The sequence below is a fragment of the Corynebacterium sp. HMSC062A03 genome (genome assembly GCF_001811145.1).
Taxonomy (GTDB): Bacteria; Actinomycetota; Actinomycetes; order Mycobacteriales; family Mycobacteriaceae; genus Corynebacterium; species Corynebacterium aurimucosum.
In genome coordinates this window covers 273,301-297,792 of sequence record NZ_KV803651.1, presented here as the reverse complement: position 1 = coordinate 297,792, position 24,492 = coordinate 273,301, and the positions used below count along the sequence as shown (strand labels likewise).

Here is a 24,492-nt window from a genome sequence, read left to right as displayed (position 1 = left end):
CTGGGCAACCCCTTGCCCATTGCCTCACATTGTGGCTTACTTGTGGCACGCTGTCCACCGCTTAAGGAGGCGGTGGAGTACTTCGGGGGGAAGGACTTTGACATGCGCGTACCTACACGCGTCGTTGGCACTGGGGTGGCGGCCTATCGGGAGCCAGCACCACCGTTGCCGCAGGGCAGCATTGATGCCGAGGCGGTGCCGGAGGCAGCCCGCGCACAACCGGTGCCGCTCGTGCGCTTACTCATGCCGCTGGTGATGATCGCGGCCATGCTGGGCATGGTGGCGCTCATGGTTCTCGGAGCGGGGGATGCACGACGGATCAGTCCCATGAGCCTCATGTTCCCGCTCATGATGCTGGCCAGCATGGCCATGATGTTTAACCCACAGGCAGGCGGGCACGATCCGGATGAGACCCGCCGGACCTACTTGCGCCACCTCAAGGCACTGCGGGAGGAAGCACTAGAGCGTGGGGCGGCTCAGCGCGCGCACGAGGAACACCGCAACCCTGACCCCGAACAGCTTGGCGCGCTGATTCCCACCCCGCGGCTGTGGGAGCGGACGGCGGATGCCCCGGATGCCTTGGAAGTGCGGGTGGGGACGGGGCCGATGGCCCTGTGCACTCCCATTAATGTGCCGGATTCGGGTGCGGCGGAAGACCTCGACCCGGTGTGCGCGGTGAGCCTGCGCCAGACCGTGCGTGCGGTGGGAACCCTCGCGGATATGCCGGTGGTCATCCAGTTGCAGGCCTTTCGCGTCGTCGGCCTGGCCGGTGAAGACGCCGCTGGGGTGGCCCGCGCGCTGCTGTTACACCTGGCGGTGCTGCATGGCCCGGAGACCGTGGGCATTGAGTATCACGGTGCGGAATGGGGATGGTTGAAGTGGCTGCCGCATTCCAGGGAGCCTGACCAGGCGCAGTTTCGCATCTGCGTCATGACGGAGGAACAAGGGCATAGCGTTGGTGTGCTGCGCAGTGACGCGCCGGGGGATAGCCCCACAACCACCATCGCCGTGGGGGTGACACCCCATTCGCCGCTGGGACGGCGCGCCGAGGAAGAGGGCATCTACCTGCGGGCGGAAAGCACGCTCTCCGTGGTTACTGCCGCGGGCGAGGAGGAGCTAGGAAGCTGCGCGCTTGTCGACGTCCCCACGGCCCTCCTCCTTGCCCGCACCCTCGCGCCCTATCACCGCCCCTTCGGTGGCGATGTCGCGTCCACGCCTCGGCATGGCCGCAATGCGGATGTGCCCTCGTTGCTGGGCTTTCGGGATGTAGATGCGCTCCAAGCCTCCGGCATGTGGCAGGGGCGCAGCCCTGCTGAGCGGCTGTGTGTGCCCATCGGTGTCGACGAGTCCGGGCACGCTTTGATGCTTGACTTAAAGGAGTCCGCGCAGGGCGGGATGGGGCCGCATGGGTTATGCATTGGTGCCACAGGCAGCGGAAAATCGGAATTACTTCGAACGCTTGTCGTAGCGCTGGCCGCCACGCACAGTCCGGAGGAACTCAATCTTGTGCTCGTTGACTTCAAAGGTGGCGCCACCTTCTTGGGCTGTGAGGAACTGCCGCACACCTCCGCCGTGATTACCAACCTGGAAGAAGAATCCACCCTGGTGGAGCGAATGTACGATGCCATCTCCGGCGAGATGAATCGCCGCCAGGAGCTGCTGCGCAAGGCAGGAAATTTTGCCAACGTGGGCGAATTCAACGCCTCCGCTGCCGCGGTGGCGGAGCACGGGCCGCTGTCGGCGTTGGTCATTGTGGTGGATGAGTTTTCGGAGCTGTTGGGGCAGCACCCGGACTTCGCTGAACTCTTCGTCGCGGTGGGAAGGCTCGGCCGCTCGCTGCACGTGCATCTGCTGCTCGCTTCCCAGCGCTTGGAGGAAGGGCGCTTGCGGGGATTGGACTCGCACCTGTCTTATCGCATTGGGTTGAAGACTTTCTCCGCCGGGGAATCCCGCCAGGTCCTCGGTGTGCCTGATGCTTATCACCTCCCCGCCCAGCCGGGAGCCGGCTACCTCAAAACGGATGCCGATGCCCCCACGCGCTTTCAGGCTTCTTATGTTTCTGGCCCGGTCACGCGCCGGGTAGTGCGTGATGAGGTGACCGAACATACGCGGCATTCGGCACGCGTAGAGCTTTTTAGTGGGCATCGTACGGCGGAGGAGGACGCGGACTATACGGAGCTCGTGGATTCTTCGAGCACACTCTTGGACACAGTGGTGGCTGCCGCCCGGGAGGAAGCCTCCAAGCGCGGCCAGTCAGCGAGGCGAATCTGGTTGCCACCCTTGCCGCCCGTGGTAGAGCTATCCAGCGTTGCCGCTCTGCGCACGGATTCACTCAGCGCAGGTGGCGGGCTACGCGCGGAGGTGGGGCTTATTGATCGTCCTTATCACCAGCGTCAAGACCCGCTGCTCGTGGATTTCACGACGGGCGGTGGGCACCTCGCACTGTGCGGCGGACCGCAGTCAGGAAAGTCGATGGCGCTGCGCAGCATCGCCTCCGGTATGGCCCTGTGGCATTCACCGGACCAGGTGCGCTTTTATGTCATCGACCTAGGAGGCGGGCAGTTGCGGGTGTTGGACCGTCTGCCTCATGTAGCTGGGGTAGCCGGACGTGAGGAACCGGAAAAGGTGCGGCGCATCGTCGATGAAGTCGCCGGCCTCGTGCGCCGCCCGGAACCTCGCCACACCTTTTTGATCGTGGACGGCTGGCACCACATCGGCACGTCCGGGGCAGACTTTGAGGACTTAGCTGAGCCGATTACCCAGTTGGTTGCTGACGGTGCCTCCGCCCGCGTTCACGTCTTGATTGCAGCGGCGCGGTGGACCAGTTTGCGGCCGTCGATTCGGGATCTCATCGCGGCCCGCCTTGAGCTGCGCTTGGGCGAAGCCATGGATTCCCTCATCGACCGCAAGGCGCAGCAGAAGTTGCCGGCAGCACCTGGGCGAGGGATCACTTTAGCAGGAGAAAACCTCCTTTTTGCAGCGACCTCACCGCAGGATATCGCTCATATCTGTGGCGTGCATGCGGATGCTGTTCCGGTTCCACCGCTGAAAATGTTGCCCACTGTGCTCACCGAATTGCCTGAGCCGGAAGATGGTTCGTCATCAGACGGGGTGGCCTGGGGCATTGGTGGTCCGGACCTAGAGGTCCTCGACTGGGATCCGGGCGTCCAGCCTCACCTCGTGTGCATTGGCTCTCAAGGCTCCGGCAAATCGCATTTTCTCAGCGTGATTCTCGCCGGAATCAGCCAGCTGAGTCGGGAGGAAGCCCGCCTGGTGGTCATCGATGAGCGCCGCGCGCATTTGGGGACGCTGGATGAGGAGATGGTGGCGGCCTATGGGGCGTCGGCAAGCGCGGCCACCCAAGCCATTCTCGATACAGTGCGCACCCTAGAGCAGCGCCTCCCTGGCGCCGACGTCACCCCTGCCCAGCTCGCCGCGCGGAGCTGGTGGCAGGGCCCAGATATTTACCTTGTCATCGATGACCTCGACCTCGTCAGCGAGATAGCGCTAGCACCTCTGCTGGAGCTCCTCCCGCACGCCCGCGATGTGGGGCTGCACCTGGTGTTCGCGCGCAAAGCAGGTGGCATTGGGCGCGCGATGTTTGGGCAGTTCCTCTCGGCGGTGCGGGACTTGCAGCCGGCGTTGCTGCTTCTCGACGCCGACCGTGACGAAGGCGCCATCTTCGGCATCAAACCGACGGCATTGCCGCCCGGCCGTGGCCAATGGGTCGTCCGCGGCGTATCCCAAGGCTTGGCGCAGGTCTATGTGCCAAGCGCCGATAGTTCACATACCTCACCACAGACCACAAGCAACAAGGGAGAGAACCAATGACCACGACGCATGCACTGCGAACCCCGACAACCGCGCCCGAGACCACGCTAGCTATTACGGTGCTCGATGCCGCCACGATCTATGAAGGCCCAGAGACGATCTATCGCTATGACCTGCCCGGCACTGGAATCGCCGAAGGTTGGGCGCTGGAGGCAGTCCTCGACCAAGCCGAAAAAGTCTGCGGGGCGGAATGGCCGGATATCAGCGTTGATGTGGTGGCGGATCCCTCCGGAACGGAGGTCAGCGTCGAAGCCGTGAATATCCTGCGCCGTCAGCTCGCTGGTGCGGGTGCGACCGTGCAGGAACCAGAACCATCGCCGCCGTCCGTGTCTGTTGCGGCTAGTGCTGCACCGTCTTCTTCCCGTTCGGTCGTGGGCACGCAGCACGAGGACCTTGGGGATGAGGACGCGGCGACTGCCGAGCTGTCCCGGCCTGTCCGCCGCGGGCGCTCGCACCGTGCAGCGGAATCCCGCTGGTCCGCGTTGTTGGGAGGTATCGATCTTTTCTACATCGCTATCGCGGTCATGGTGCTCGTGGTGGCCGGGGTGTCGTGGTGGGCGGTGGGTCGCAAGGATGCGGCTGTGGCAGCGTCGACTCCCGATCAGACAGCTGAAGGAGCATCTGCCGCCTCCGGCACTTCGGGCATGGCCCCGAATCCCGACACGGAGGCACAGCCCGAGAGCTCTGCTGAGGGGACCGGAGCTCAGGAATCCGGAAGCAGGCAGCTGCGACCCGGTCAGCAGGCCATCGACGTGGAGGGAATGTCCCTGGTGCTTCCTCAAGGATTCCGCACCAGCGTGGAGGATGGTCTGGTCACCGCTGCCGGTGAAGACCCCAACCTGCGCATCCTCCTGGCTGCTGATCCGCTTTTCAATGTGCCTGTCGACGCGTTGTTCACAGAGATTAAAGAGCAGATCGAATCCGATCCTGCCCTCCGTGATCCGGTAGAGGACTCTGGACGGCTGACGTATACCGAGGACCCCGGCGACGGCTCCCGGGTGACGTGGATGATGTGGGAAGACAAGGGCCATCAGATGTCCGTGGGCTGTCACACCAAGTTTGAGCCCAATGTAGTGCAGAAGGCTGCCTGCCGAATGGCGGCAGAATCGCTGGTCAAGAAGGACTAAGCGGGAAAGTTCTGCGAATCTCAAAGAATCTGGAAATTAGCGGGAACCGATGAGCTACTAGCTCAGTCCAATAAGGGTGAGAAGGACACAGGGTGCTTCTCGGGGGAAGAAACACACACCAATCCCTAGGAATAAGGGATACGCCCCAAGGTAGGGAACAAGACAGAAAGAGAAGGACATGACTCAAACGTTCCGCACAGAAGCCGACGTAATGGTGGCCACCGCTGGCCGCGTCGACTCCACCAACGACGAGGTACAGGGGGAGCTCACCCGCCTGCAGGGTGTTGTGGACTCCGTCCGTGGCAGCTGGGCAGGCCGCGCGCAGGTTTCCTTTGACAACCTAATGCAGCGCTACAACTCCTCCGCGCAGCAGCTGCGTGAGGCGCTGACCGCCATCAGCGAGAACATCAGGGACAATGCCCGCAACTTTGATTCGGTCGAGGCTGATAACGCCCAGTCTTTCGAGAACGTTGGCGGCGCGGGCCTGGCCCTCTAAACACGAGCTGCTTTCACTGACTACTGCACACGCTGAACCACGCACGAACACAGAAGATAAGGAACACGCAATGTCTGGAATCAAGTATCAGTTTGGCGCCATCGCCGGTGCCGCCGCCGACATCAACTCCACCTCGGGCCGCATCAACGGGCTCCTCGGTGACCTCAAATCCACCCTGCAGCCGATGGTATCGACGTGGGAGGGAGATTCCGCTGCCGCATATAACGCGGCGCAGGCGAAATGGGACAAGGCAGCCGCCGAGCTCAACACGGTGCTAGCGACCATCTCCACCACGGTTTCCCAGGGCAATGACAATATGAGCGACGTCAACCGTCGCGCTGCCGCTAGCTGGGGCTAAACCACTCCTACTGTGAGTCTTGAGCTGGGTGTGCGGACACTCTCTGCCTGACCATTCACCACCATGAGCAGTGAGCGGGAGGGGGGAAGACGCGGAGGCTAGGGGAGTGGCGCAGAGAATGGAAGGGCTGGACGCGCCACCTTGACCCACACCACCCTCCGCCCACTCAGTAAAAGGCGCCGGTATCGCTTCTCATCAACGTTTCTGTCTCGAACCCCCACCCCGAATTAGCTGGGATGGAGGCGTTGGTGAGGGGCGATATCGGCGTTTTGGGTTTTTGATCCGCTGCGTACTAAAGTGAAACACCTATGTGTCCGCACCTCGTTGAACGTTGGTGCGCGCGTGCTGCAGGTCTCCACCGGCCGCTGTATGTACCGCGTAGGGGCTTACATAGCGATGGCCGGCAGTTCCGAGACAGACTTTCAAGGAGTCATTTTGTCTACTTTCCACCCGAAGAGCGGTGACATCACCCGCAAGTGGTACGTCATCGACGCTACCGACGTGGTTCTGGGCAAGCTCGCTTCCACCGTGGCTGACATGCTGCGCGGCAAGCACAAGCCCCAGTACGCACCGAACGTTGATTGCGGCGACCACATCATCATCCTGAATGCGGACAAGATCCACATTTCCTCCAACAAGCGCGAGCGCGAGATGCGCTACCGCCACTCCGGTTACCCGGGCGGCCTGAAGTCCATGACCCTTGGTCAGTCCCTGGACGCCAACCCGGTCCGCGTTATCGAGGAAGCTGTAAAGGGCATGATGCCGCACAACAAGCTTTCCAACGCCTCCATCAAGAAGCTGCACGTTTTCGTGGGCGAGGAGCACCCGTACGCCGGCCAGAAGCCGGAAACCTTTGAGTTTAAGCAGGTGGCACAGTAATGACCGAGCAGAACATCGACAACAATGTAGCCGACGCTGCCGACATCGCTGCAGCAACCGCCGCTACCGAGGAGTTCACCAACACCATCGGTGATTCCCTGGCAACCGATACCGAGGCTGAGGTTGAGACCGCTGCCCCGGCTATCCATGAGGGCCCGATCCAGACCGTTGGTCGCCGTAAGCGCGCCATCGCTCGTGTTCGCCTCGTTGCTGGTTCCGGCAACATCTCCGTCAACGGCCGCGCCTTTGACGAGTACTTCCCGAACAAGCTGCACCAGCAGGACATCCTGCTGCCGCTGACCATCCTCGAGCGCGAGGGTCAGTTCGACATCAAGGTCACCGTCAACGGTGGTGGCCCGACCGGTCAGGCAGGCGCCCTGCGCCTGGCTATCGCCCGCGCACTGAACATCTACAACCCGGCTGACCGCCAGGCCCTGAAGAAGGCTGGCCTGCTCACCCGTGATGCTCGTGCCGTGGAGCGCAAGAAGGCTGGTCTGCACAAGGCACGTCGTGCCCCGCAGTACTCCAAGCGTTAATCTTCGCTTACTGCATTTTCCGATAGCCGCTGCTTCCCTTTCGTGGAGGCGGCGGCTTTCGCCGTGTATGGCAGGGGTGGGGCGAGTTTCCTGCTATGTTGCGGGGTATAACCAAGCCCCAAAGGTGGACCGATCTGCGCCACACAACGGGGAGCGGGCATAATGAACAACTATGACTCGACTTTTTGGAACCGATGGAGTTCGCGGCCTCGCGAACAAGAAGCTCACACCGATTCTCGCGCTGCGCTTGGGCCAGGCGGCAGCGGAAGTTCTTACTTCAGACCGTGAATCTTATGAGCGTCGCCCGCTCGCGATTATCGGGCGCGACCCGCGTGTGTCGGGTGAGATGCTGGATGCGGCGATTGCCTCGGGTCTGGCATCGCGAGGCGTTGACGTCGTGCGCGTCGGCGTGCTGCCTACCCCGGCAATCGCGTTCCTTACCGATGACTTTGGGGCAGATCTCGGCGTGATGATCTCCGCTTCCCATAACCCGATGCCAGACAATGGCATCAAGTTCTTCTCCGCGGGCGGCAAGAAGTTGCCGGATGAGGTGGAAGACCGCATCCAGGCTGCTATGGACAATCTCACTGAAGATGGCCCGACTGCGACCAAGATTGGTCGTATTATTTCGGAGGCTCCGGATGGTCGCGAGCGCTACCTGAAGCACTTGGCCGAGGTTGTTACCACGGATCTCAGCGGCATCAAGGTGGTCGTCGACACTGCAAATGGTGCTGCCTCCAAGGTTGCACCGCAGGCCTATGAGGCTGCGGGTGCTGAGGTCGTTGCCATTCACAACAAGCCCAATGCCTTCAACATCAATGAGGATTGCGGCTCGACGCACATTGAGAAGACCCAGGAGGCCGTCGTCGAGCACGGCGCCGATCTGGGCCTAGCGCACGATGGTGACGCTGACCGCTGCCTAGCCGTGGACGCCGAAGGCAACGTCGTTGACGGTGACCAGATCATGGCGATACTCGCCGTGGGTATGAAGGAAGAAAACGATCTTCGCTTCAACACCTTGGTGGCCACCGTGATGTCGAACCTGGGCCTGAAGCTGGCCATGCAGGAGCAGGGCATCGAGGTCAAGGAAACCGCTGTGGGTGACCGCTACGTGCTGGAAGAGCTCAATCGCGGTGACTTCTCTCTGGGCGGTGAGCAGTCCGGCCACGTGGTGTTGCCGGATGATTGCACCACTGGTGATGGCACGCTGACCGGTTTGTCCATCATGGCGCGCATGGCCAAGTCCGGGAAGACCCTCAAGGAGCTGGCCTCCGTGATGACGGTGCTGCCGCAGGTGCTCATTAACGTTCCGGTGTCCGACAAGACCGCCATCCTTAACGCCCCTGAGGTTAAGGAAGCTATCGCTGCTGCCGAGGCAGAGCTCGGTGATACGGGCCGCGTTCTGCTGCGCCCGTCCGGCACGGAGGAGCTCTTCCGCGTCATGGTGGAGGCTGCTGAAAAGGAGCAGGCGCGCAAGGTCGCAGGCAAGCTTGCGGCCGTCGTTGCTGCAGTGTAGCTCTACTCATTCCACCACAACCCCAGGCTGCTGGCCTGGGGTTTCGTGTTTTGTGGGGTGGTGTGGGAACCAAAGTGGATGTTGCTCAGTCCAATAAAAGCAGGAATCACTGTTTGTTGTGGACGAGAAGGAGGGCGCATATGCCCGACGTATTTTTTGATGAGGATGAAGCCACGCGGCTTCTCGACGCCGTCGTGGACCAAACCCGTGCCCAAAGTGACGCGCACCGCGGGGATAGGCCGAATTTTCCCCAATCCTCCGCGGGGCGTGATTTCGGCGGGCACGGCGCACAGATTCAGGGCCTGTTGAACCGGCTCCATGAACGCGGTGCGTGGCGGTTAGAGAACATATCGGCCACAGCGGATGCCGCGCGCGAACAACTGCGTGCTTTCGGGGACGTGGACCGCGGCCTCGCCGGGCAACTCGGTGACCAGGAAGCAGGGGTGAATTGATGTCCACGATGGTCAAGTCACTCTTGGGTGATTATTCACAAGCGGTGTCCCAGTTCCAAGCGGCAAGCCAAGGAGGCTATTCCGGGCCCAGCACGCCCATTGGCTTGTTGGGGGACATGGTGGGGTCGGTCGATGGGATTAACCCAGGCGACTTGGTTACGAACACTGCGTCGGCGATGGGTGCTCGCCGCCCAGGGCGCGGTGGTAACGGGTTGCGGGAATTCCTTCTCGGCACGGTTCTATCGCTGGCCGGGGGAGCGATCATGGATCATTTGCGTGGCGTGCAAGACGATTTCGAAAAGGAAAGGGACGAAGCCGATGATTTGGTGGAATCCGCGCAGCAGTGTTCGGATGCCATCGAAGACGTCGTTGATGTTTCTGATTCCGCGGTGGCAGAGCTTATCTCTGCTGTGATTCCACTGATTAACATCTTGACCATGCTGTTGCAGCGGCACCCTCTGGGAAAGGTCATCATCCCGGTGATATCGCGCATTGGTGGGGAGCTTATCGATCAGACGAATGACACCATCACGCAAACGTGCCGGGACCGCGATACCGCCATTGAGAATTGCTATGACGAGTTTGAACGGCGCTGCACCGAGGTGTGCGAGCGGGAGCTGCCGGAAACCCCGCCAGAGCCCGAATGCGGCTGTGAGGAGAAGCGGAAAGAGTGCCCGCAACCTGAGCCTGAACCTTGTGCATCGGCCCAGCCGTCACCAGCTCCGGCCCCGTCCACACCGTCTCAGCCCACACAGCCAGCCCAGCCTTCGGCGCCAGCCGCACCGCAGCAACCTGTAGAGCCGAAACCAGAAACACCGGTGGCACCACCAGAAAAGCCGGAGCCCACTCAGCCCGCCACGGTGCCTGAAAAAGACTGCCCACCGGTTGAAGAGAAGCCACAGCCTGCGCATGTGCCAACTGAGCCTGCTTCAACGGCACCAGAAGAGGAGCACACACCGTGCCGCTGCAATGCCGAAAAGGAAGCACAGTCGTGCGGGTGTGGTGCACATCAACGTGAACTAGGAACCACGAAGCCCGCCGATGCAGGGGTTGAGGTTCCCACTGAACCTGTGCCGCAGAAGGTGGTGGACTGCCCTGAGAACGTGGAGCCGGCAGCCGAAGACATCGAGTGCCCTGAAGAACCTGTAGGAGACGAGGACTACGAAGAAGCAGAGCAGCCACCCGGTGCGGAAGCAGGTGAGTGCAAGCCTGAAGATGCCTGCTGTGGGAGCTTAGGCCTGCTTGGCGTGGGCGTTGCCATTCTGGGGCTGGGTCTGTTGGCTGAGGCAGCTATGGACTTCGTGGAGAATCTGCCGGAGCCGGAGCCCGTACCGGAGCCTGTACCCGAGCCAGAACCGCAGCCAGAGCCCGAACCCTGCCCACCGCCTGCACCAGAGCCTGCTCCTGACAACGGTGTTACGCCGCCGCCTCCGGAGCTGAACAACGTTCCTGAGCCAGAGGTACCGCCAGAGAAACTTGCGCACATGCAGGCAGCGGAGGCGCCGGCGCCACAGCCAGCCCCGGCGCCAGCACCTGCACCTGAGCCAGCACCAGGTCCGGCCGCTGGGGCTGAGGCCACGCCAGAAATGCCCCCGCAAGAAAGTTCAGAAACCTCCTCCGTACACGCACGAAAGGCAGGGCAGTGGTAATGCCGCACAATGATTTTGATGAGTTCGCACGCGGATTCCGCGAGCGCACAGCCGCACGGCTGCTGGAATTTGAGAAAGCCATGGCTAAAGCACAGGACGAATTGGAAAAGTCTGCGCAGCGTGCCGCCCAAGCCCAATCGCCTACAGAGGCGCAGCGGCGGAACCCTGCTTCTAGGAGCGGAGCGCACAGCCAAAGCCAAAGGCAGGGGCGAGGCCGCCCGCGCGGCCAAGTGCAATCAGTGCTCAGGCGCGGGTGACACGGAAACCGGGAAACTCCTCAGTGGGCCAGCAGCTCCCGGTGTTACTGTGGCGTGAGTAGCCACTGCACGTATCAACCAAGGTTTGGGGGAAGACCACATGACAGTTCCTTGGCTTTATGACGTCTTGTGGGGAGTTCTTCCTATGCTGTACCTCTTGGTGGCTTTTGTCGTGCTTGGCATTGAGATTAAATGCGACAGAGATATGGCCCACATAAAGCTGTGGACGGCCGCGCAGCTGCTTCTCCCAGGAATTGGCCTTATCGCCTGGCTTCTTCTTGAAGTTCCTCGCTTAAAACGACTAAAGCAGGACGTATAAACGATCGTCCTGCTTTAGTCGGAGCACACGTGCGCCTTGCGGTGCTAGCTCGTCGAAACCTTTCCCGTCGCTAGAAACCCGCGCGCTTGGTGAGGTCCTCGCCGAGGAAGCTCTCGACGCCCTTGGCGGAGGCGTCGGCAGCCGCAAAGGCGTCATATTTGGACTCACCAGCCAGGGTGGACAGCAAGAAGCCGGTGACTAGGCCGCGGGCTGTCTCAACGGCGGATCCTTGGAAGAAGCCGGAACCAAGCGCCAACTTGAAGAATTTATCCTCGCTGAAACCGGACTGCGTGCCCTTAGCAACCTCACGGTAGGCCACCGGGCCGCCCCAGGCGTTGGCTAGCTTCGCGGGATTACCGGCGCGGAAGATATCATCCTGGCCTGCGCCGATAACGAGCCCGCGGGCCTTAACAGCGTGGGCGGCCTGAACTGCAGAGGGGGAAGTATCGGCGGGGTAGAGGGCAGCGACGGCGCGGACCTTTGGGTTATCCACGGCGGCCAAGGTGGCTACGCCGCCGCCCATGCCGTGCCCAAAGACACCTAGTTTGGAGGGGGACACCGAAATCTTTCCGGCACCCAACCGGACACCAGCGGCAATCTGCAACGCCGATTCGAGGTCGGCAGCCAAGTTGCGGTGCTTGGCAAAGACGCCTGTCTCCGTATCGGGAGCAACCACCACGATGCCCCAGCTGGCCAAGTGGCGCAGGGTGGCGTGGTAGTCCTTAACGCTTTTCGTCCAGTCGTGGGCAAATGCCACGGCAGGCAGACCTTTACCCTCAGCTGGGGTGTAGACCTTGCCCTCCAGCCCTGCATAGGACAGGTCCCCGACGAGAACGCGGTGCGGGCCGCGCTTAGACAACGTACCGAGATGCTTCTTCAAATTCGCAGACACGCTTTACAGAATAGAGCAAAGATCGCCCGCACAGGTGGAATGCGTCGCTGCTTAGGCGAATCAACGCGTCACAATGAGTCCCTATGCTTCGGGGAGCAGAAAGAAACAACTTTTAGGCTATGTGAAAAGCACTCAAGGTAATAGGATCAGAAACGAAACTCTTCAATTGTGCGCGGGCCTAGTGTGCGCGCACAGTCACAAGTAAAGGAAGATGCGCATGGCTGAGACGCAACAAAGCAAGGGTGGCGCACGAGTCGCTGTCCAAAAGTTCGGAACATTCCTTTCTTCGATGATCATGCCGAACATCGGTGCCTTCATTGCGTGGGGCATTTTGACTGCTCTCTTCATTCCGGACGGGTTCTTCCCGAATGAAAAGATCAACACAATGGTTGGCCCAATGGTGACCTACCTGTTGCCGATTCTCATCGCTTTCACCGGCGGCAAGCTTGTACACGGCGTGCGCGGAGGCGTTGTAGGCGCCATCGTCACGATGGGCGTCATTATGGGAACGTCAGCACCGGAGTGGATCGGTGAGGACGGTCATGCGTCGCCGATGTTCCTTGGAGCGATGATTTGTGGTCCTTTGGCTGCATGGCTTTTCAAGAAGCTTGAGTCACTGTGGGATGGCAAGGTTCGCCCAGGTTTTGAAATGCTCGTCAATAATTTCTCCCTGGGCATCTTCGGTTTCGCTGGGGCTATCGCCTCCATGTACCTCCTGACTCCAGTGATGAACCTGATCATGGATTTGGCAGGTCGAGCGGTTGAGTTCCTTATCACGCATAACCTGTTGTGGTTGACCTCCGCATTAATTGAACCCGCAAAGGTGTTCTTCCTGAACAATGCCATTAATCATGGCGTGCTCACTCCGCTTGCTACTGATCAAGCGTCCCAAGCCGGTAAATCTGTGCTGTACTTGCTGGAAGCAAACCCAGGCCCTGGCCTTGGTATCCTTCTTGCTTTTATGGTGTTTGGTGCTGGTTCTGCTCGCGCGACTGCCCCAGGCGCGGCATTGATTCACTTCTTCGGTGGTATCCACGAGATTTACTTCCCCTACGTCCTGATGCGCCCGCAGCTGCTTCTTGCTGTCATCGGCGGAGGCATGACAGGCGTTGCGATTAACACCATCATGGACGTTGGACTGCGTTCTCCGGCGGCACCGGGGTCCATTCTTGCCATCTACGGAACGGTTGCTTCTGATTCCTACCTAGGCGTGACTATCGCTGTGGTTGCATCGACTGCAGTATCGTTCGCTATCGCTGCTCCGATTCTGAAGTTCACCAAGGGCGAAGATGACCTCGACAAGGCCACGGCGGATATGGAAGCCATGAAGGGCAAGAAGTCGTCGGTTGCTGGTGCTTTGACGACGAAGTCCGCTGAAGATGCTCCAGAGATCCGGAATGTGGTCTTTGCGTGCGATGCCGGCATGGGTTCTTCTGCAATGGGCGCTTCGGTGCTTCGAAACAAGATCAAGGAAGCCGGTTTCGGCAATATCGTTACAGTAACCAACTCGGCGATCAATAATCTCAAAGATGATTATCAGTTGGTCGTAGTTCACCAAGACTTGGCAGAACGCGCCAAGCCGGCTACTCCTTCGGCAATCCACGTTGCCGTGGATAACTTCATGGCTTCACCTCGCTACGACGAAGTCGTGGACCTTATCCGCAAACAGCAATCGGGTACCACTGCCGCGGCAACTGAAGCTGAAATGGCGAGGGCAAGCGCATCGGAGTCGTCTGAGTCTGCCGGTGAAGAAGTTCTCAGCCTAGACACAATCGTGCTCGATGGACACGCATCCGACCGAGAAGACGCAATTAACCAAGCTGGCGCATTGCTCGTCTCTGCCGGTGCAGTTGATCGCGCCTATGTAGACGCGATGCATGAGCGGGAGAAGTCCGTGTCTACCTTTATGGGAAACGGCCTCGCTATCCCGCATGGAACCAATGAAGCTAAGGACTCCATTAAGAAGTCCGCTGTTTCCTTCATCCGCCTAGATGAGCCCGTAGACTGGGGCGGCAAGCCCGCTACCTTCATTGTTGGTATCGCTGGTGCTGACGGTTCTCACCTCAAGACACTCGCCAAAATTGCCAAGATTTTCGGCAAGGCTGACACGGTGGAGCAGTTGGAAAGCGCCGCGACGAAGGAAGAAATCCTCACTATTTTTGAGAAGGTGAACAAGTAATGACAACTAAGAAAGCACTGCATTTTGGAGCTGGCAACATTGGTCGAGGATTTGTCGGCGTCATCTTGCACGAGGCAGGTTACGAACTAGCCTTTGCGGATGTCGCGGCTCCCCTTATTGATTCTCTCAATGAGCTTGAGTCGTACACAGTGCATGAGGTCGGAAACGGTGCCCGCGAAGTACGCGTGACTAATTTCTCGGGAGTCAACTCCGCTGAGGACCTTGAAGGACTTTACTCAGAGGTCGTGGAGGCTGATCTCATCACGACTGCAGTCGGACCTACTGTTCTACAACTTATTGCACCTTCGATCGCTGAAGGCTTGAAACGTAGAGCAGAAGCAGGCAAAGACAAGGTTGCGGTCATGGCTTGTGAGAATGCGATCAACGCTACGGATGGGCTAAGCGCGGCCATTCGAGAGGTATACCCGGGCGTTGATGAGATTGCTTTTTTCCCCAACACAGCAGTTGACCGCATCGTGCCGAACCAAGAGCGTCGAACTGGCGCCGAGGCGCTCGACGTAGTTGTCGAAACCTACCATGAGTGGGCGGTGGAATCTGGGCCTTTTAAAACTGCAGGGATCGAAATCCCTGAGATTGCAGGAATCACTTGGGTGGATGACCTCGCACCCTACATCACTCGCAAGCTTTTCACTGTCAATACGGGACATGCTGCGACTGCCTACTTCGGAAAACAAGCAGGAATTTCTACTATTGCGGAAGCATTATCGCAGGAGGAAATCCAGCGAAAGGTCGCTGCGGTTCTGGCTGAAACCAAACAACTCATTGTTGAAAAGTTTGACTTTGACCCACAGGTTCAGCAGGACTACGTAGAGAAAATTCTGACACGATTCCAGAACCCTGAGCTTCCTGATACTACCGACCGCGTTGGACGTGCCCCGCTGCGTAAGATTTCGCGCAATGAACGTTTCATCGGCCCAGCAGCCGAACTAGCGGAACGCGGGCATGAGGTCACGGCTCTCGTCGAAGCGGTGTCGGCAGCATTGGAATTTGACGTACCTGAAGATCCCGAATCGGTGGAGTTGCGTAAGCGCTTGAAGCAAGTCGCAGATAACGAAGAGGCGACAAATAGCCTGGTTACTGAGCTGACCGGGATTGCTCCGGAACACCCTCTTTTTGCAGCTCTGTCCCAAATATTTGCATGTGAAGCGGTGAGGTAGGCTCAGTAAATATGTGTGGAATTGTTGGATATGTGGGTCCCGTTTCTGGAGACCATGATTATTACGCCCTAGACGTTGTGCTGGAGGGCCTGCGCCGACTGGAGTATCGCGGCTATGACTCAGCAGGCGTCGCAATGTACGCCGATGGTGAGATCGGCTGGCGCAAGAAGGCCGGAAAGGTCGCTGCGCTGGAAGCCGAAATCGCTGCGCGTCCACTGAAGGATTCCGTCCTGGGCATCGGCCACACCCGCTGGGCTACTCACGGTGGCCCGACCGATCTGAACGCCCACCCGCACGTGGTGGATGGCGGCAAGCTCGCCGTCGTGCACAACGGCATCATCGAGAACTTTGCTGAGCTTAAAAGCGAGCTGGAGGGCAAGGGACATAACTTCGTCTCCGAGACCGACACCGAGGTAGCCGCCACCCTTCTGGCAGATGTGTTCCACAACGAAGCCGGCGGTGACCTCACCAAGGCTATGCAGCTGACCGGCAAGCGTCTGGAAGGTGCGTTCACCCTCTTGGCTATTCACGCCGAGCAGGCGGATCGCATCGTGGCTGCACGCCGCGATTCGCCGCTGGTCATCGGCCTGGGTGAGGGGGAGAACTTCCTGGGCTCGGACGTCTCCGGCTTCATCGACTACACCAAGTCTGCCGTGGAGATGGACAACGACCAGGTCGTGACCATCACCGCGGATGACATCGAAATCACTGACTATGAGGGCAACCCCGCCCAGGGCAAGCCTTTCGAGATCAAGTGGGATGCCGCTGCTGCTGAAAAGGGCGGCTTTAACTCCTTCATGGAGAAGGAAATCCACGACCAGCCAGCAGCCGTGCGCGATACCCTGCTGGGCCGCCTCGATGAGACCGGCAACCTGATCCTCGATGAGATCCGCATCGAGGAGTCGGTGCTCAAGTCCATCGACAAGATCATCGTCATCGCCTGCGGCACCGCCGCCTACGCCGGCCACGTCGCGCGCTACGCCATCGAGCACTGGTGCCGCATCCCGTGTGAGGTGGAACTGGCCCATGAGTTCCGCTACCGCGATCCGATCGTCAACGAAAAGACCCTGGTCGTGGCCCTGTCCCAGTCGGGCGAGACCATGGATACCCTCATGGCAGTACGCCACGCCCGCCAGCAGGGCGCCAAGGTGATTGCTATCTGCAACACCCAGGGCTCCTCCATCCCGCGCGAGTCCGACGCCGCCCTCTACACCCACGCCGGCCCGGAGATCGCCGTGGCCTCCACCAAGGCCTTCCTGGCGCAGATCACCGCGACCTACCTGCTGGGCCTCTACCTGGCGCGCCTGCGCGGCAACATGTTCTCCGATGAGGTCAACTCGGTCCTCGAAGACCTGCGTGGCATGCCGGAAAAGGTCCAGGCAATCATCGACAACGAGCAGCAGGTCTACGACCTAGCCAACGCTATGGAGAACGCCAAGTCGGTGCTCTTCCTGGGCCGCCACGTCGGCTTCCCCGTCGCGCTGGAGGGCGCGCTCAAGCTCAAGGAGATTGCCTACCTGCACGCGGAGGGCTTCGCCGCCGGTGAGCTCAAGCACGGCCCCATCGCGCTCATCGAGGAAGGGCAGCCGGTCTTCGTCATCGTGCCTTCCCCGCGTGGCCGCGATTCCCTGCATGCCAAGGTTGTCTCCAATATCCAGGAGATCCGCGCCCGTGGTGCTATCACCATCGTCATCGCGGAAGAGGGCGACGAGGCAGTCGAGGCCTACGCCAACCACATCATCCGCATCCCGCAGGCGCCGACGCTGATGCAGCCGCTGCTGGCTACCGTTCCGCTGCAGATTTTCGCCTGCGGTGTAGCCACCGCCAAGGGCTATGACGTGGACCAGCCGCGCAATCTGGCGAAGTCCGTGACCGTCGAATAGCGCTGAGCCCTCAAGTGGCACAATGGTGGGTATGTTAAAAACCACCGTTGACCTCAACGCTATTGCCCACAATGTTGCTCGCGTGAAGGAGGCGGTGGCTCCGGCCCGCCTCATGTGCGTGGTCAAGGCGGATGCCTATGGCCACGGCATCGAGCGCTGCGCACCGGTCATGGCGAAGGCTGGGGCAGACGCCTTCGGGGTGGCCACCTTGGCCGAGGCTGTCGCACTGCGGAAGGTCATTGACACCCTCCCCATCGCTGCTTGGCTGTGGGAGCCAACAGAGGACATCGCCCCGGCCCTCGCCGCTGGTATCCAGATCGGCATCCCTTCGCTGGCGCACGCCCAAGCACTCATTGCTGCTGAGACTCCCACCGAAGTCTTCGTGATGGTGGAGACGGGGATGCACCGATCGGGCGTCGACAAGCATGCGTGGGAGGAGACCTTCCGCCTGCTTGCCGACGCCCCCCACATCACCGTCCTAGGCCTCATGTCCCACTTCGCCTGCGCTGATGAGCCGGCGCACCCGCACAATGATCATCAGGAATCTGAGTTCCGCCAGGCCCTAACGCTTGCCCGTGAGGTGGGGCTGGAGTGCCCGCTGAACCACCTGGCTAACTCGCCCGCGGCCTTGACTCGCCCTTCGGCGCGTTTTGAACAGGTGCGCGTCGGTGTGGCCCTGTATGGGCTCGAACCGGTCGCCGGGCGCGACCATGGGCTGGAACCCGCCATGACGTGGGAGGCTTCCGTCGTCGCAGTGAAGCCGATTTCGGCGGGGGAGTCCACGTGTTATGGCCTGACCTGGACCGCGGATAGCGACCGCGAGCTCGCCACCGTCAGCGTGGGCTATGCCGATGGCCTACCGCGCGCCTTTCAGGGGGCGCTGCAGGTAGGCATTGGCGGCGAGCTCTACCCGCAGGTGGGGCGGGTCTGCATGGACCAGTTCGTCGTCGACCTCGGCGCGAGCCCTCACGGCGTGCGCGCCGGAGACACTGCCGTTATCTTCGGGCGCGGCGGTATGAGCGCTACAGAATTGGCCGAGACAGCCGGGACCATCAACTATGAAGTGGTGTGCCGCCCCACCGGGCGCACCGAGCGTACATACCGCGAAGGAGCTAGCGATGCGCAGTGATTTTCCACACGAAGGACGCCGTGAGGCCGCCACGCCAGAGGATGCCCAGGCATTTGGTGAAGAGCTAGGCGCGGCGCTGGAAGCAGGAGACCTAGTTATCCTCGACGGCCCCTTAGGCGCCGGGAAAACCACCTTTACGCAGGGCATTGCCCGCGGGATGCAGGTGAAGGGGCGGGTGACCTCACCGACCTTCGTCATCGCCCGCGAGCACCCTTCCCGCGTGGGCGGGCCGACGTTGGTGCACGTGGATGCCTACCGCCTGCTCGATCATTCGGATGATCCGTTGGGGGAGCTGGACAGTCTAGACTTGGACACCGAAATAGAGGACGCCGTGGTCGTTGCCGAGTGGGGTGGGGGCTTCATGGAGCGCCTGTCTGATGCGTACCTCGCTATCACAATTAACCGCGACTCGGACGATGATGTCCGCGTATTTACATGGAAATGGGTGAATTAACGTGCTGGCTTTTCTTGCTGAACAGCCCTTGCTGACGCTCTTTCTCATCATGGCGGTGGGACTGGCCGTGGGCAAGATCAATGTCTTCGGCATCTCGCTCGGCGCCGCGGCTGCGATGTTCGTGGCCTTGGGCTTGTCCGCGGCGAACCCGGACATCGTGGTCCCGGCGTTCGTGTACCAATTTGGCCTGGCCATCTTCGTTTACGTCATCGGCCTGAATTTCGGCCGTAGCTTCTTCGAAGATTTCCGCCGGCGCGGCTGGAAGATGTCCATGGTGGTCATCGTCTTCTTCTTCATTCTGGCGGGGCTGACAACCCTGGCGATGCGCCTCTTTGATCTGGACCCCGCAATCAGCGTGGGTACCCTTGCAGGTTCGCTGAGCTCGACGCCGGGTATGGCAGCGGTCGTCGAGGCTTTGGGCGGTGACAGTACCCCGGTGGTGGGCTATTCCTTGGCCTACCCAGGCTGCATCATCGGAACCATCCTGGTGGCCGCCATCGGTGCGAAAGTCCTGCGTGTGAACCACGTTGAGGACGCCCGCGCCGAGGGCATGATTGCGGAGCCACTGGAGTGGCGGGCGGTGCGCCTGACCCGCGACTTTGACGCAACGGTAGGTCAGCTGCAGGAGGTGACTGGCGAGCGCGTCATCGCTACCCGCCACGTCAACAATCCCCACAACCACAACCTGGCCTACCCGGAGCTGCCGCTGCGCGCCGGCATGGAGCTTTTGCTCAACGGCACGGCCCCAGCGCTGGATAGCGCGATTTCCCAATTGGGTGAGGAGATCCACCTCAACCTCCACGAGGAAGATGGCCTGGTCTACCGCCGCCTGACCGTGTCCAGCCCACGTGTTGCGGGCTATCAGCTCAAGGACTTGGACACTGTGAAGGAAGGCTTCCTCATCGCGCGCGTGCGCCGCGGTGACTCGGACGTTGTACCGAACGAGGAAACCGTCCTGCATTACTCGGACCGCGTGCGCGTTATCACCGCGCCGGGCAGGCTTGACGACGTCCGCCGTTTCCTCGGCGACTCCGAAGCCAAACTCGGCAACGTTGATCTCTTCCCCTTTGCCCTCGGTCTCTTCATTGGTCTGCTCTTCGGCGCTATCCCGATTCCGTTGCCGGGTGGCACGACGCTCTCTTTCGGCTTCGGTGGCGGCCCCATCGTCGTCGGCCTCATCCTGGGCGCGCTGGGCCGCTCGGGCCCGATTAACTGGCAGCTTCCTTTCCACGCCAAGCAGACAATCTCCACGCTGGGCTTGACCTTGTTCTTGGCGGGCGTGGGTACGTCGGCAGGCGGCCAGTTCCGTGATGCGCTGTCGGATCCGACCTCCCTGAAGTACATCGGTGTGGGCATGGTGCTGTCGCTGGTCTCCGCCATCGGCATCGTCGCGGTATCCATGCTGGTGCTGCGCCTGAAGTTTGATGAGTCGATGGGCATCGCCGCGGGTATGACCACGAACCCGGCGATCATGGCCTACCTCAACCCGCAGACCGGTACTCAGCTGGCAGAGCGCGGCTATGCCACCGTGTATCCCACGACGATGATCGGCAAGATCCTCATGTGTCAGGTCCTAGCGTTGTTGATCGTGTGACCCTGTGTGCCTGATTTTTTATGCTGGGCGTGGCGCTTCAGCGCAGGGCCTTCACAAGGGTTGTTCAGGTTCGCGGCAAGGTGGTCGCGTAGGATATCTCCCGTACTGAACTCCCTATTAATTAGGAGCACATCCCTTTTATGAACAAAATCGGACAGTTCATCACCACCGTTGTTATCGGCGGCTTCGCCGTATTCCTTGCCGCGCTCATCGTGCTGCCGATGGTCCGGACGGCGGACGCGGAGTCGAAGGAGCCCTCAACCGTTGCTCAGTCCCTGAGCGCCTACCCGAAGAATCTGGACTTCGCTATGTTCATCCCGCAGGATGTGTACGGCCCAGAGTGGAGTGCGGCCGCAGCCGTCTGCCCGGGTATCACCGAAGAGCAGCTCAAGGAGCGCGGAGTGGAGACGGGAAACCTGAATATCGACTTCGTCGATGGGGCTGTGCCTGATGACGTGAACTACATGCTGCTGGTCTCGCAGTACAACGAATTCAAGGCGGAGAAGCTGCCGCGCGCGAAGGTGGACCTCTGTGATGGTTTCCTGCAGCAGCTGAAGACACCGGAAGCTGCTAGCCAGAATATCCCGCCGCTGTTGCCGTTCCAGCAGGGACAGCCGCTGCAGTTTATGCGCGATACCCCGGAATACGTGGAGAAATTGGGGAAGAACAACCCTGACTACGTTGAGACCGACTGGCACCTCGCAGGCTAATGAAGGTTCTCGCACTCGATACCGCCACCACGGATCTGGTCACGGGCATCGTTGATACCGACACCGGGGAGAGCATCGACCGTGTTATCAGCGGTACGCGCGCCCACAACGAGCAGCTCATCCCTACTATCGAAGAGCTGCTTGCCGACGCCTCCCTGACCTACCCAGATCTCTCCGCCATCGTCGTGGGCATGGGGCCCGGGCCGTTTACCGGTCTGCGCGTAGGCATGGCTACCGCTTCCGCCCTGGGAGTGGCCCTTGATCTGCCGGTCCATGGTGTGTGCACTCTGGATGCCATCGCGCACGGGCGCACGGGGGAGTGGCTGGTGGCCATCGATGCTCGCCGCAAAGAGGTCTACTGGGCCACCTTTGCCGATGGGGAGCGTCGCAGCGGCCCAAACGTATCGAAGCCGGAAACCCTTGATCTGAGCGCTTCCGGACTCGCGATCCCGGACAGCGTGCGCCTAGTGTTCCCAGAGTCTATTGCCCCTCGTTTGCCGGAGGGCATCGCTGGCCTTCCCCGTGAGTGGGCTACCCCGCGCGCAGCGGGTTTGGTTGCCTGCGCTGATCTGTCCGCTGAACCTGAGCCGCTTGTCCCGCTCTACCTTCGCCGTCCCGATGCCGTGGAACCACAGGCCAAGCCGCGCTCGGCTGCCTTGGTCGGCGGCATCGAGGAGATACCGGCATCATGAGGCTGCGGCCATTAGCGTCCGCGGACGCACCGCGCTGTGCCGAGTTAGAGAAGGTCCTTTTCCCCGGCGAAAGCCCATGGCCGGCGCGAGCCTTCGAGCAGGAAATCGCGGCGGGCCACACCACGTACTGGGCGGTTGACGCAAGCGTCAACCGCGTGGGCCACAACGACAACCACGCGGAAGTTCTCGGCTACGCCGGCGTGGGCCGCATGGGCCCCGCTGCTTGGCCGGAGTACGAAATCCGCACCATCGGCGTCGACCCCGCGGCCCAACGGCAGGGCATCGCGCGGCTGATGATGGACGCCATCGTCGAACGTGCAGATTCCCACGACGCGCCCATCTTCCTCGAAGTGCGCGTAGGCAACGATCCGGCCATCCGCCTCTACGAGGCCTATGATTTTGTCATCAACGGCCTGCGCCGCAATTACTATCAACCCTCCGGTGCGGACGCCCACACCATGTATCGACCACGAAAGAGTGAAAGATGTTAATCCTCGGCATCGAGTCCTCCTGCGACGAAACCGGCGTGGGCATCATCGAGCTGTCTGATAACGGCCACATGGAGATCCGCGCCGACGTCGTCGCCTCCTCCATGGAGCAGCACGCGCGCTTCGGCGGCGTGGTTCCGGAGATTGCCTCCCGCGCCCACCTCGAGGCCATGCCACAGGTGATGAAGGCGGCGTTGGAGGAAGCGGGCGTCGAGAAGCCAGATGCGGTGGCCGCCACCGTGGGCCCGGGCCTAGCCGGCGCGCTCCTCGTCGGAGCGTCGGCAGCCAAGGCTTTTGCTTCCGCGTGGGGCGTGCCCTTCTACGGCGTCAACCACCTCGGCGGTCACGTCGCGGTGGCGAACCTGGAGGGCGAGGAGCTGCCGCATTCGGTGGCACTGCTCGTCTCCGGCGGCCACACGCAGCTGCTCGAGGTGGAAGCCGTGGGCAAACCCATGAAGGAGTTGGGCACCACGCTTGACGACGCCGCCGGCGAAGCCTACGACAAAGTCTCCCGTCTGCTGGGCTTGGGGTATCCGGGAGGGCCGATCATCGATAAGCTGGCTGCCCAAGGAAAGCCCACCATCGACCTGCCGCGGGGTTTGTCCAAGGCTGAGGACCTGCGCGGGCCCAACCGCCACAATTTCTCTTTCTCAGGGCTCAAGACTGCGGTGGCGCGCCACGTGGAAAAGGCCGAGCGAGAAGGCTCGACTGTTCAGGTTGAGGATCTCTGCGCCTCCTTCCAGGAAGCGGTGGCAGATGTGCTGACTGCCAAAGCTGTGCGCGCCTGCCAGGACACAGGCGCCAAGGTGCTGCTGCTCGGCGGCGGAGTAGCAGCGAATTCGCGGCTGCGCGCACTGGCGGCAAAGCGCTGCGAGTCTGCGGGCATTGAGTTGCGTGTGCCGCGCTTCAAGCTATGCACCGACAACGGCGTGATGATTGCGGCGGTGGCCGCCCAGCTCATTCACGAAGGCGCCGAGCCTTCCGGCCTGGCATGCGGGACGGATACGCAGCTTGAGGTGGAAGTCCCCCTCGTCGCCGCCGCGCGCTAGCAGATTCGTACCGCGCTCTGTGTCGTCGAGATTGAGGACGCCGGTCACGGCCGCGCTCTAGCGGAGGCGTACTTGGGGGTGCGCTCTAGCGGATGCGCAACCCCCAGGGTGCCGGTAGTGTGATGACCGATAATCGTCCGGCTCACACATAAGGAGCTCACACCGTTATGACCACTGGATTCCTCGTTAACCCTGATCTGTCCCGCCGCATCATCGAGTTTGAGCTCGAACAGGCAAATCAATTCCTCGGTGGTACCACCGAGGATCGCGTTTCCGTGGCCTTCCAGGATGATGGCCAGACCTACGCGGCGTTGTTTAACCCGAACGCGAAGGCTGACGACGCCGACCCGAACCCGGTGGCCTCCTTAGCCCGCAACGCTGCGGCTACCGGCAACTCCGCTTTCCTGCAGGACCCAATCCGCTCCATCTGCGGACCGGTCATCTTTGTCGCTGCCGACGGTGACGATAAGAACATCGACGAAGTCGTCGAAGCCGTGGAGCACGGCATCCGCGCGGTGAAGAACTACCGCGAGGACAACCCGGAGGAGTACAACCTCTGGCGCGCGGCCGTCATCAACTCTGATAGGCAGGTCTAGATCTGACAGGCAGCCCCTAAACCCGCAGGCTGCCTCAATCCTGCAGGACGCCCCTAAACCCGCAGGCTGGCTTAGATTCGGCAAGAAGACTGTGCGCGCGCTCGCGCACCCGTCAAGTACTCAAGGACGCGACGGCCCGAATGGGCCCGAGCGTCTTTTGTAGTTTTGGATCTCACAAGATTCCAGGCAGCGGCGGGAATCGTGATAACTCTCGCGCGCGTGAGAGCA

The 24,492-nt window shown here is 61.1% G+C and carries 21 protein-coding genes; 20 read left to right on the top strand and 1 reads right to left on the bottom strand.

The genetic code is table 11. The annotated features are described in order from the left end of the window. Nucleotides 1–102 precede the first annotated feature (102 nt). From eccCa to HMPREF2781_RS03620, 9 genes are all read left to right on the top strand, one after another. Entirely contained in the window at nucleotides 103–3,831 is a 3,729-nt protein-coding gene (gene eccCa / locus HMPREF2781_RS03660) for a type VII secretion protein EccCa (protein ID WP_246821765.1), read from the top strand. Beyond that, the gene (locus HMPREF2781_RS03655; protein WP_070644434.1) at nucleotides 3,828–4,958 is read left to right on the top strand and encodes a type VII secretion-associated protein; all 1,131 of its coding nucleotides are present in this window, start codon (nucleotides 3,828–3,830) and stop codon (nucleotides 4,956–4,958) included. The genes eccCa and HMPREF2781_RS03655 overlap by 4 nt, the downstream gene beginning before the upstream one ends. Nucleotides 4,959–5,136: 178 nt before the next feature. After that, the gene (locus HMPREF2781_RS03650) at nucleotides 5,137–5,454 is read left to right on the top strand and encodes a WXG100 family type VII secretion target (protein WP_010189512.1); all 318 of its coding nucleotides are present in this window, start codon (nucleotides 5,137–5,139) and stop codon (nucleotides 5,452–5,454) included. A 70-nt stretch (nucleotides 5,455–5,524) separates the two neighbouring features. Beyond that, nucleotides 5,525–5,812, top strand: a complete 288-nt coding sequence (locus HMPREF2781_RS03645) for a WXG100 family type VII secretion target (RefSeq protein ID WP_010189507.1) — start codon at nucleotides 5,525–5,527, stop codon at nucleotides 5,810–5,812. Nucleotides 5,813–6,247: 435 nt separating this feature from the next. Next, nucleotides 6,248–6,691 carry a 50S ribosomal protein L13 gene (gene rplM, locus HMPREF2781_RS03640; protein WP_010189505.1) on the top strand — a complete coding sequence of 148 codons (444 nt, stop codon included), beginning with the start codon at nucleotides 6,248–6,250 and terminating at the stop codon, nucleotides 6,689–6,691. Then, entirely contained in the window at nucleotides 6,691–7,227 is a 537-nt protein-coding gene (gene rpsI, locus HMPREF2781_RS03635; RefSeq protein ID WP_070644433.1) for a 30S ribosomal protein S9, read from the top strand. Before rplM ends, rpsI begins: the two co-directional genes overlap by 1 nt. A 172-nt stretch (nucleotides 7,228–7,399) precedes the next feature. Continuing rightward, complete coding sequence (gene glmM / locus HMPREF2781_RS03630) at nucleotides 7,400–8,743, top strand: phosphoglucosamine mutase (RefSeq protein WP_070644432.1); 1,344 nt, start codon at nucleotides 7,400–7,402, stop codon at nucleotides 8,741–8,743. Between the two features lie 140 nt (nucleotides 8,744–8,883). After that, nucleotides 8,884–9,195 (top strand): hypothetical protein, encoded by a 312-nt coding sequence (locus HMPREF2781_RS03625; RefSeq protein ID WP_070644431.1) that lies wholly within the window; start codon nucleotides 8,884–8,886, stop codon nucleotides 9,193–9,195. Next, the gene (locus HMPREF2781_RS03620; RefSeq protein WP_070644430.1) at nucleotides 9,195–10,844 is read left to right on the top strand and encodes a zinc metalloprotease; all 1,650 of its coding nucleotides are present in this window, start codon (nucleotides 9,195–9,197) and stop codon (nucleotides 10,842–10,844) included. Before HMPREF2781_RS03625 ends, HMPREF2781_RS03620 begins: the two co-directional genes overlap by 1 nt. A 646-nt stretch (nucleotides 10,845–11,490) precedes the next feature. On the opposite strand, the gene HMPREF2781_RS03605 is transcribed toward HMPREF2781_RS03620, so the two are convergent. Beyond that, nucleotides 11,491–12,312 carry a dienelactone hydrolase family protein gene (locus HMPREF2781_RS03605; RefSeq protein WP_070446529.1) on the bottom strand — a complete coding sequence of 274 codons (822 nt, stop codon included), beginning with the start codon at nucleotides 12,310–12,312 and terminating at the stop codon, nucleotides 11,491–11,493. A 217-nt stretch (nucleotides 12,313–12,529) separates the two neighbouring features. Here HMPREF2781_RS03605 and HMPREF2781_RS03600 point away from each other — a divergent pair, with 217 nt between their 5' ends. The 11 genes from HMPREF2781_RS03600 to HMPREF2781_RS03550 all read left to right on the top strand — a co-directional run bounded on the left by HMPREF2781_RS03600 (nucleotide 12,530) and on the right by HMPREF2781_RS03550 (nucleotide 24,264). After that, a complete protein-coding gene (locus tag HMPREF2781_RS03600) occupies nucleotides 12,530–14,491 on the top strand; it encodes a PTS mannitol transporter subunit IICBA (RefSeq protein ID WP_210385992.1) in 1,962 nt (653 codons plus the stop codon). Beyond that, entirely contained in the window at nucleotides 14,491–15,669 is a 1,179-nt protein-coding gene (locus tag HMPREF2781_RS03595; protein ID WP_070644426.1) for a mannitol-1-phosphate 5-dehydrogenase, read from the top strand. The genes HMPREF2781_RS03600 and HMPREF2781_RS03595 overlap by 1 nt, the downstream gene beginning before the upstream one ends. Before the next feature lie 11 nt (nucleotides 15,670–15,680). Next, nucleotides 15,681–17,552 (top strand): glutamine--fructose-6-phosphate transaminase (isomerizing), encoded by a 1,872-nt coding sequence (gene glmS, locus HMPREF2781_RS03590; protein WP_070644425.1) that lies wholly within the window; start codon nucleotides 15,681–15,683, stop codon nucleotides 17,550–17,552. Nucleotides 17,553–17,577: 25 nt separating this feature from the next. Next, nucleotides 17,578–18,681 carry an alanine racemase gene (gene alr / locus HMPREF2781_RS03585; protein ID WP_070644467.1) on the top strand — a complete coding sequence of 368 codons (1,104 nt, stop codon included), beginning with the start codon at nucleotides 17,578–17,580 and terminating at the stop codon, nucleotides 18,679–18,681. After that, nucleotides 18,671–19,135, top strand: coding sequence for a tRNA (adenosine(37)-N6)-threonylcarbamoyltransferase complex ATPase subunit type 1 TsaE (tsaE, locus tag HMPREF2781_RS03580; RefSeq protein WP_070446525.1), 465 nt, complete (start codon nucleotides 18,671–18,673; stop codon nucleotides 19,133–19,135). The genes alr and tsaE overlap by 11 nt, the downstream gene beginning before the upstream one ends. A gap of 1 nt (nucleotide 19,136) precedes the next feature. Next, nucleotides 19,137–20,729: an aspartate:alanine exchanger family transporter gene (locus HMPREF2781_RS03575; RefSeq protein ID WP_070446522.1), complete on the top strand. Its 1,593-nt coding sequence runs from the start codon at nucleotides 19,137–19,139 to the stop codon at nucleotides 20,727–20,729. A gap of 140 nt (nucleotides 20,730–20,869) precedes the next feature. Further along, on the top strand, nucleotides 20,870–21,439 hold the full coding sequence (locus tag HMPREF2781_RS03570; RefSeq protein WP_070446520.1) for a hypothetical protein: 570 nt from the start codon (nucleotides 20,870–20,872) through the stop codon (nucleotides 21,437–21,439). Next, complete coding sequence (gene tsaB / locus HMPREF2781_RS03565; RefSeq protein WP_070644424.1) at nucleotides 21,439–22,131, top strand: tRNA (adenosine(37)-N6)-threonylcarbamoyltransferase complex dimerization subunit type 1 TsaB; 693 nt, start codon at nucleotides 21,439–21,441, stop codon at nucleotides 22,129–22,131. The genes HMPREF2781_RS03570 and tsaB overlap by 1 nt, the downstream gene beginning before the upstream one ends. Next, nucleotides 22,128–22,622 carry a ribosomal protein S18-alanine N-acetyltransferase gene (gene rimI / locus HMPREF2781_RS03560; protein WP_070644423.1) on the top strand — a complete coding sequence of 165 codons (495 nt, stop codon included), beginning with the start codon at nucleotides 22,128–22,130 and terminating at the stop codon, nucleotides 22,620–22,622. The genes tsaB and rimI overlap by 4 nt, the downstream gene beginning before the upstream one ends. Continuing rightward, nucleotides 22,616–23,668, top strand: coding sequence for a tRNA (adenosine(37)-N6)-threonylcarbamoyltransferase complex transferase subunit TsaD (gene tsaD, locus HMPREF2781_RS03555; protein ID WP_070644422.1), 1,053 nt, complete (start codon nucleotides 22,616–22,618; stop codon nucleotides 23,666–23,668). The genes rimI and tsaD overlap by 7 nt, the downstream gene beginning before the upstream one ends. A 167-nt stretch (nucleotides 23,669–23,835) precedes the next feature. After that, entirely contained in the window at nucleotides 23,836–24,264 is a 429-nt protein-coding gene (locus HMPREF2781_RS03550; RefSeq protein WP_070644421.1) for a hypothetical protein, read from the top strand. Nucleotides 24,265–24,492: the final 228 nt, after the last annotated feature.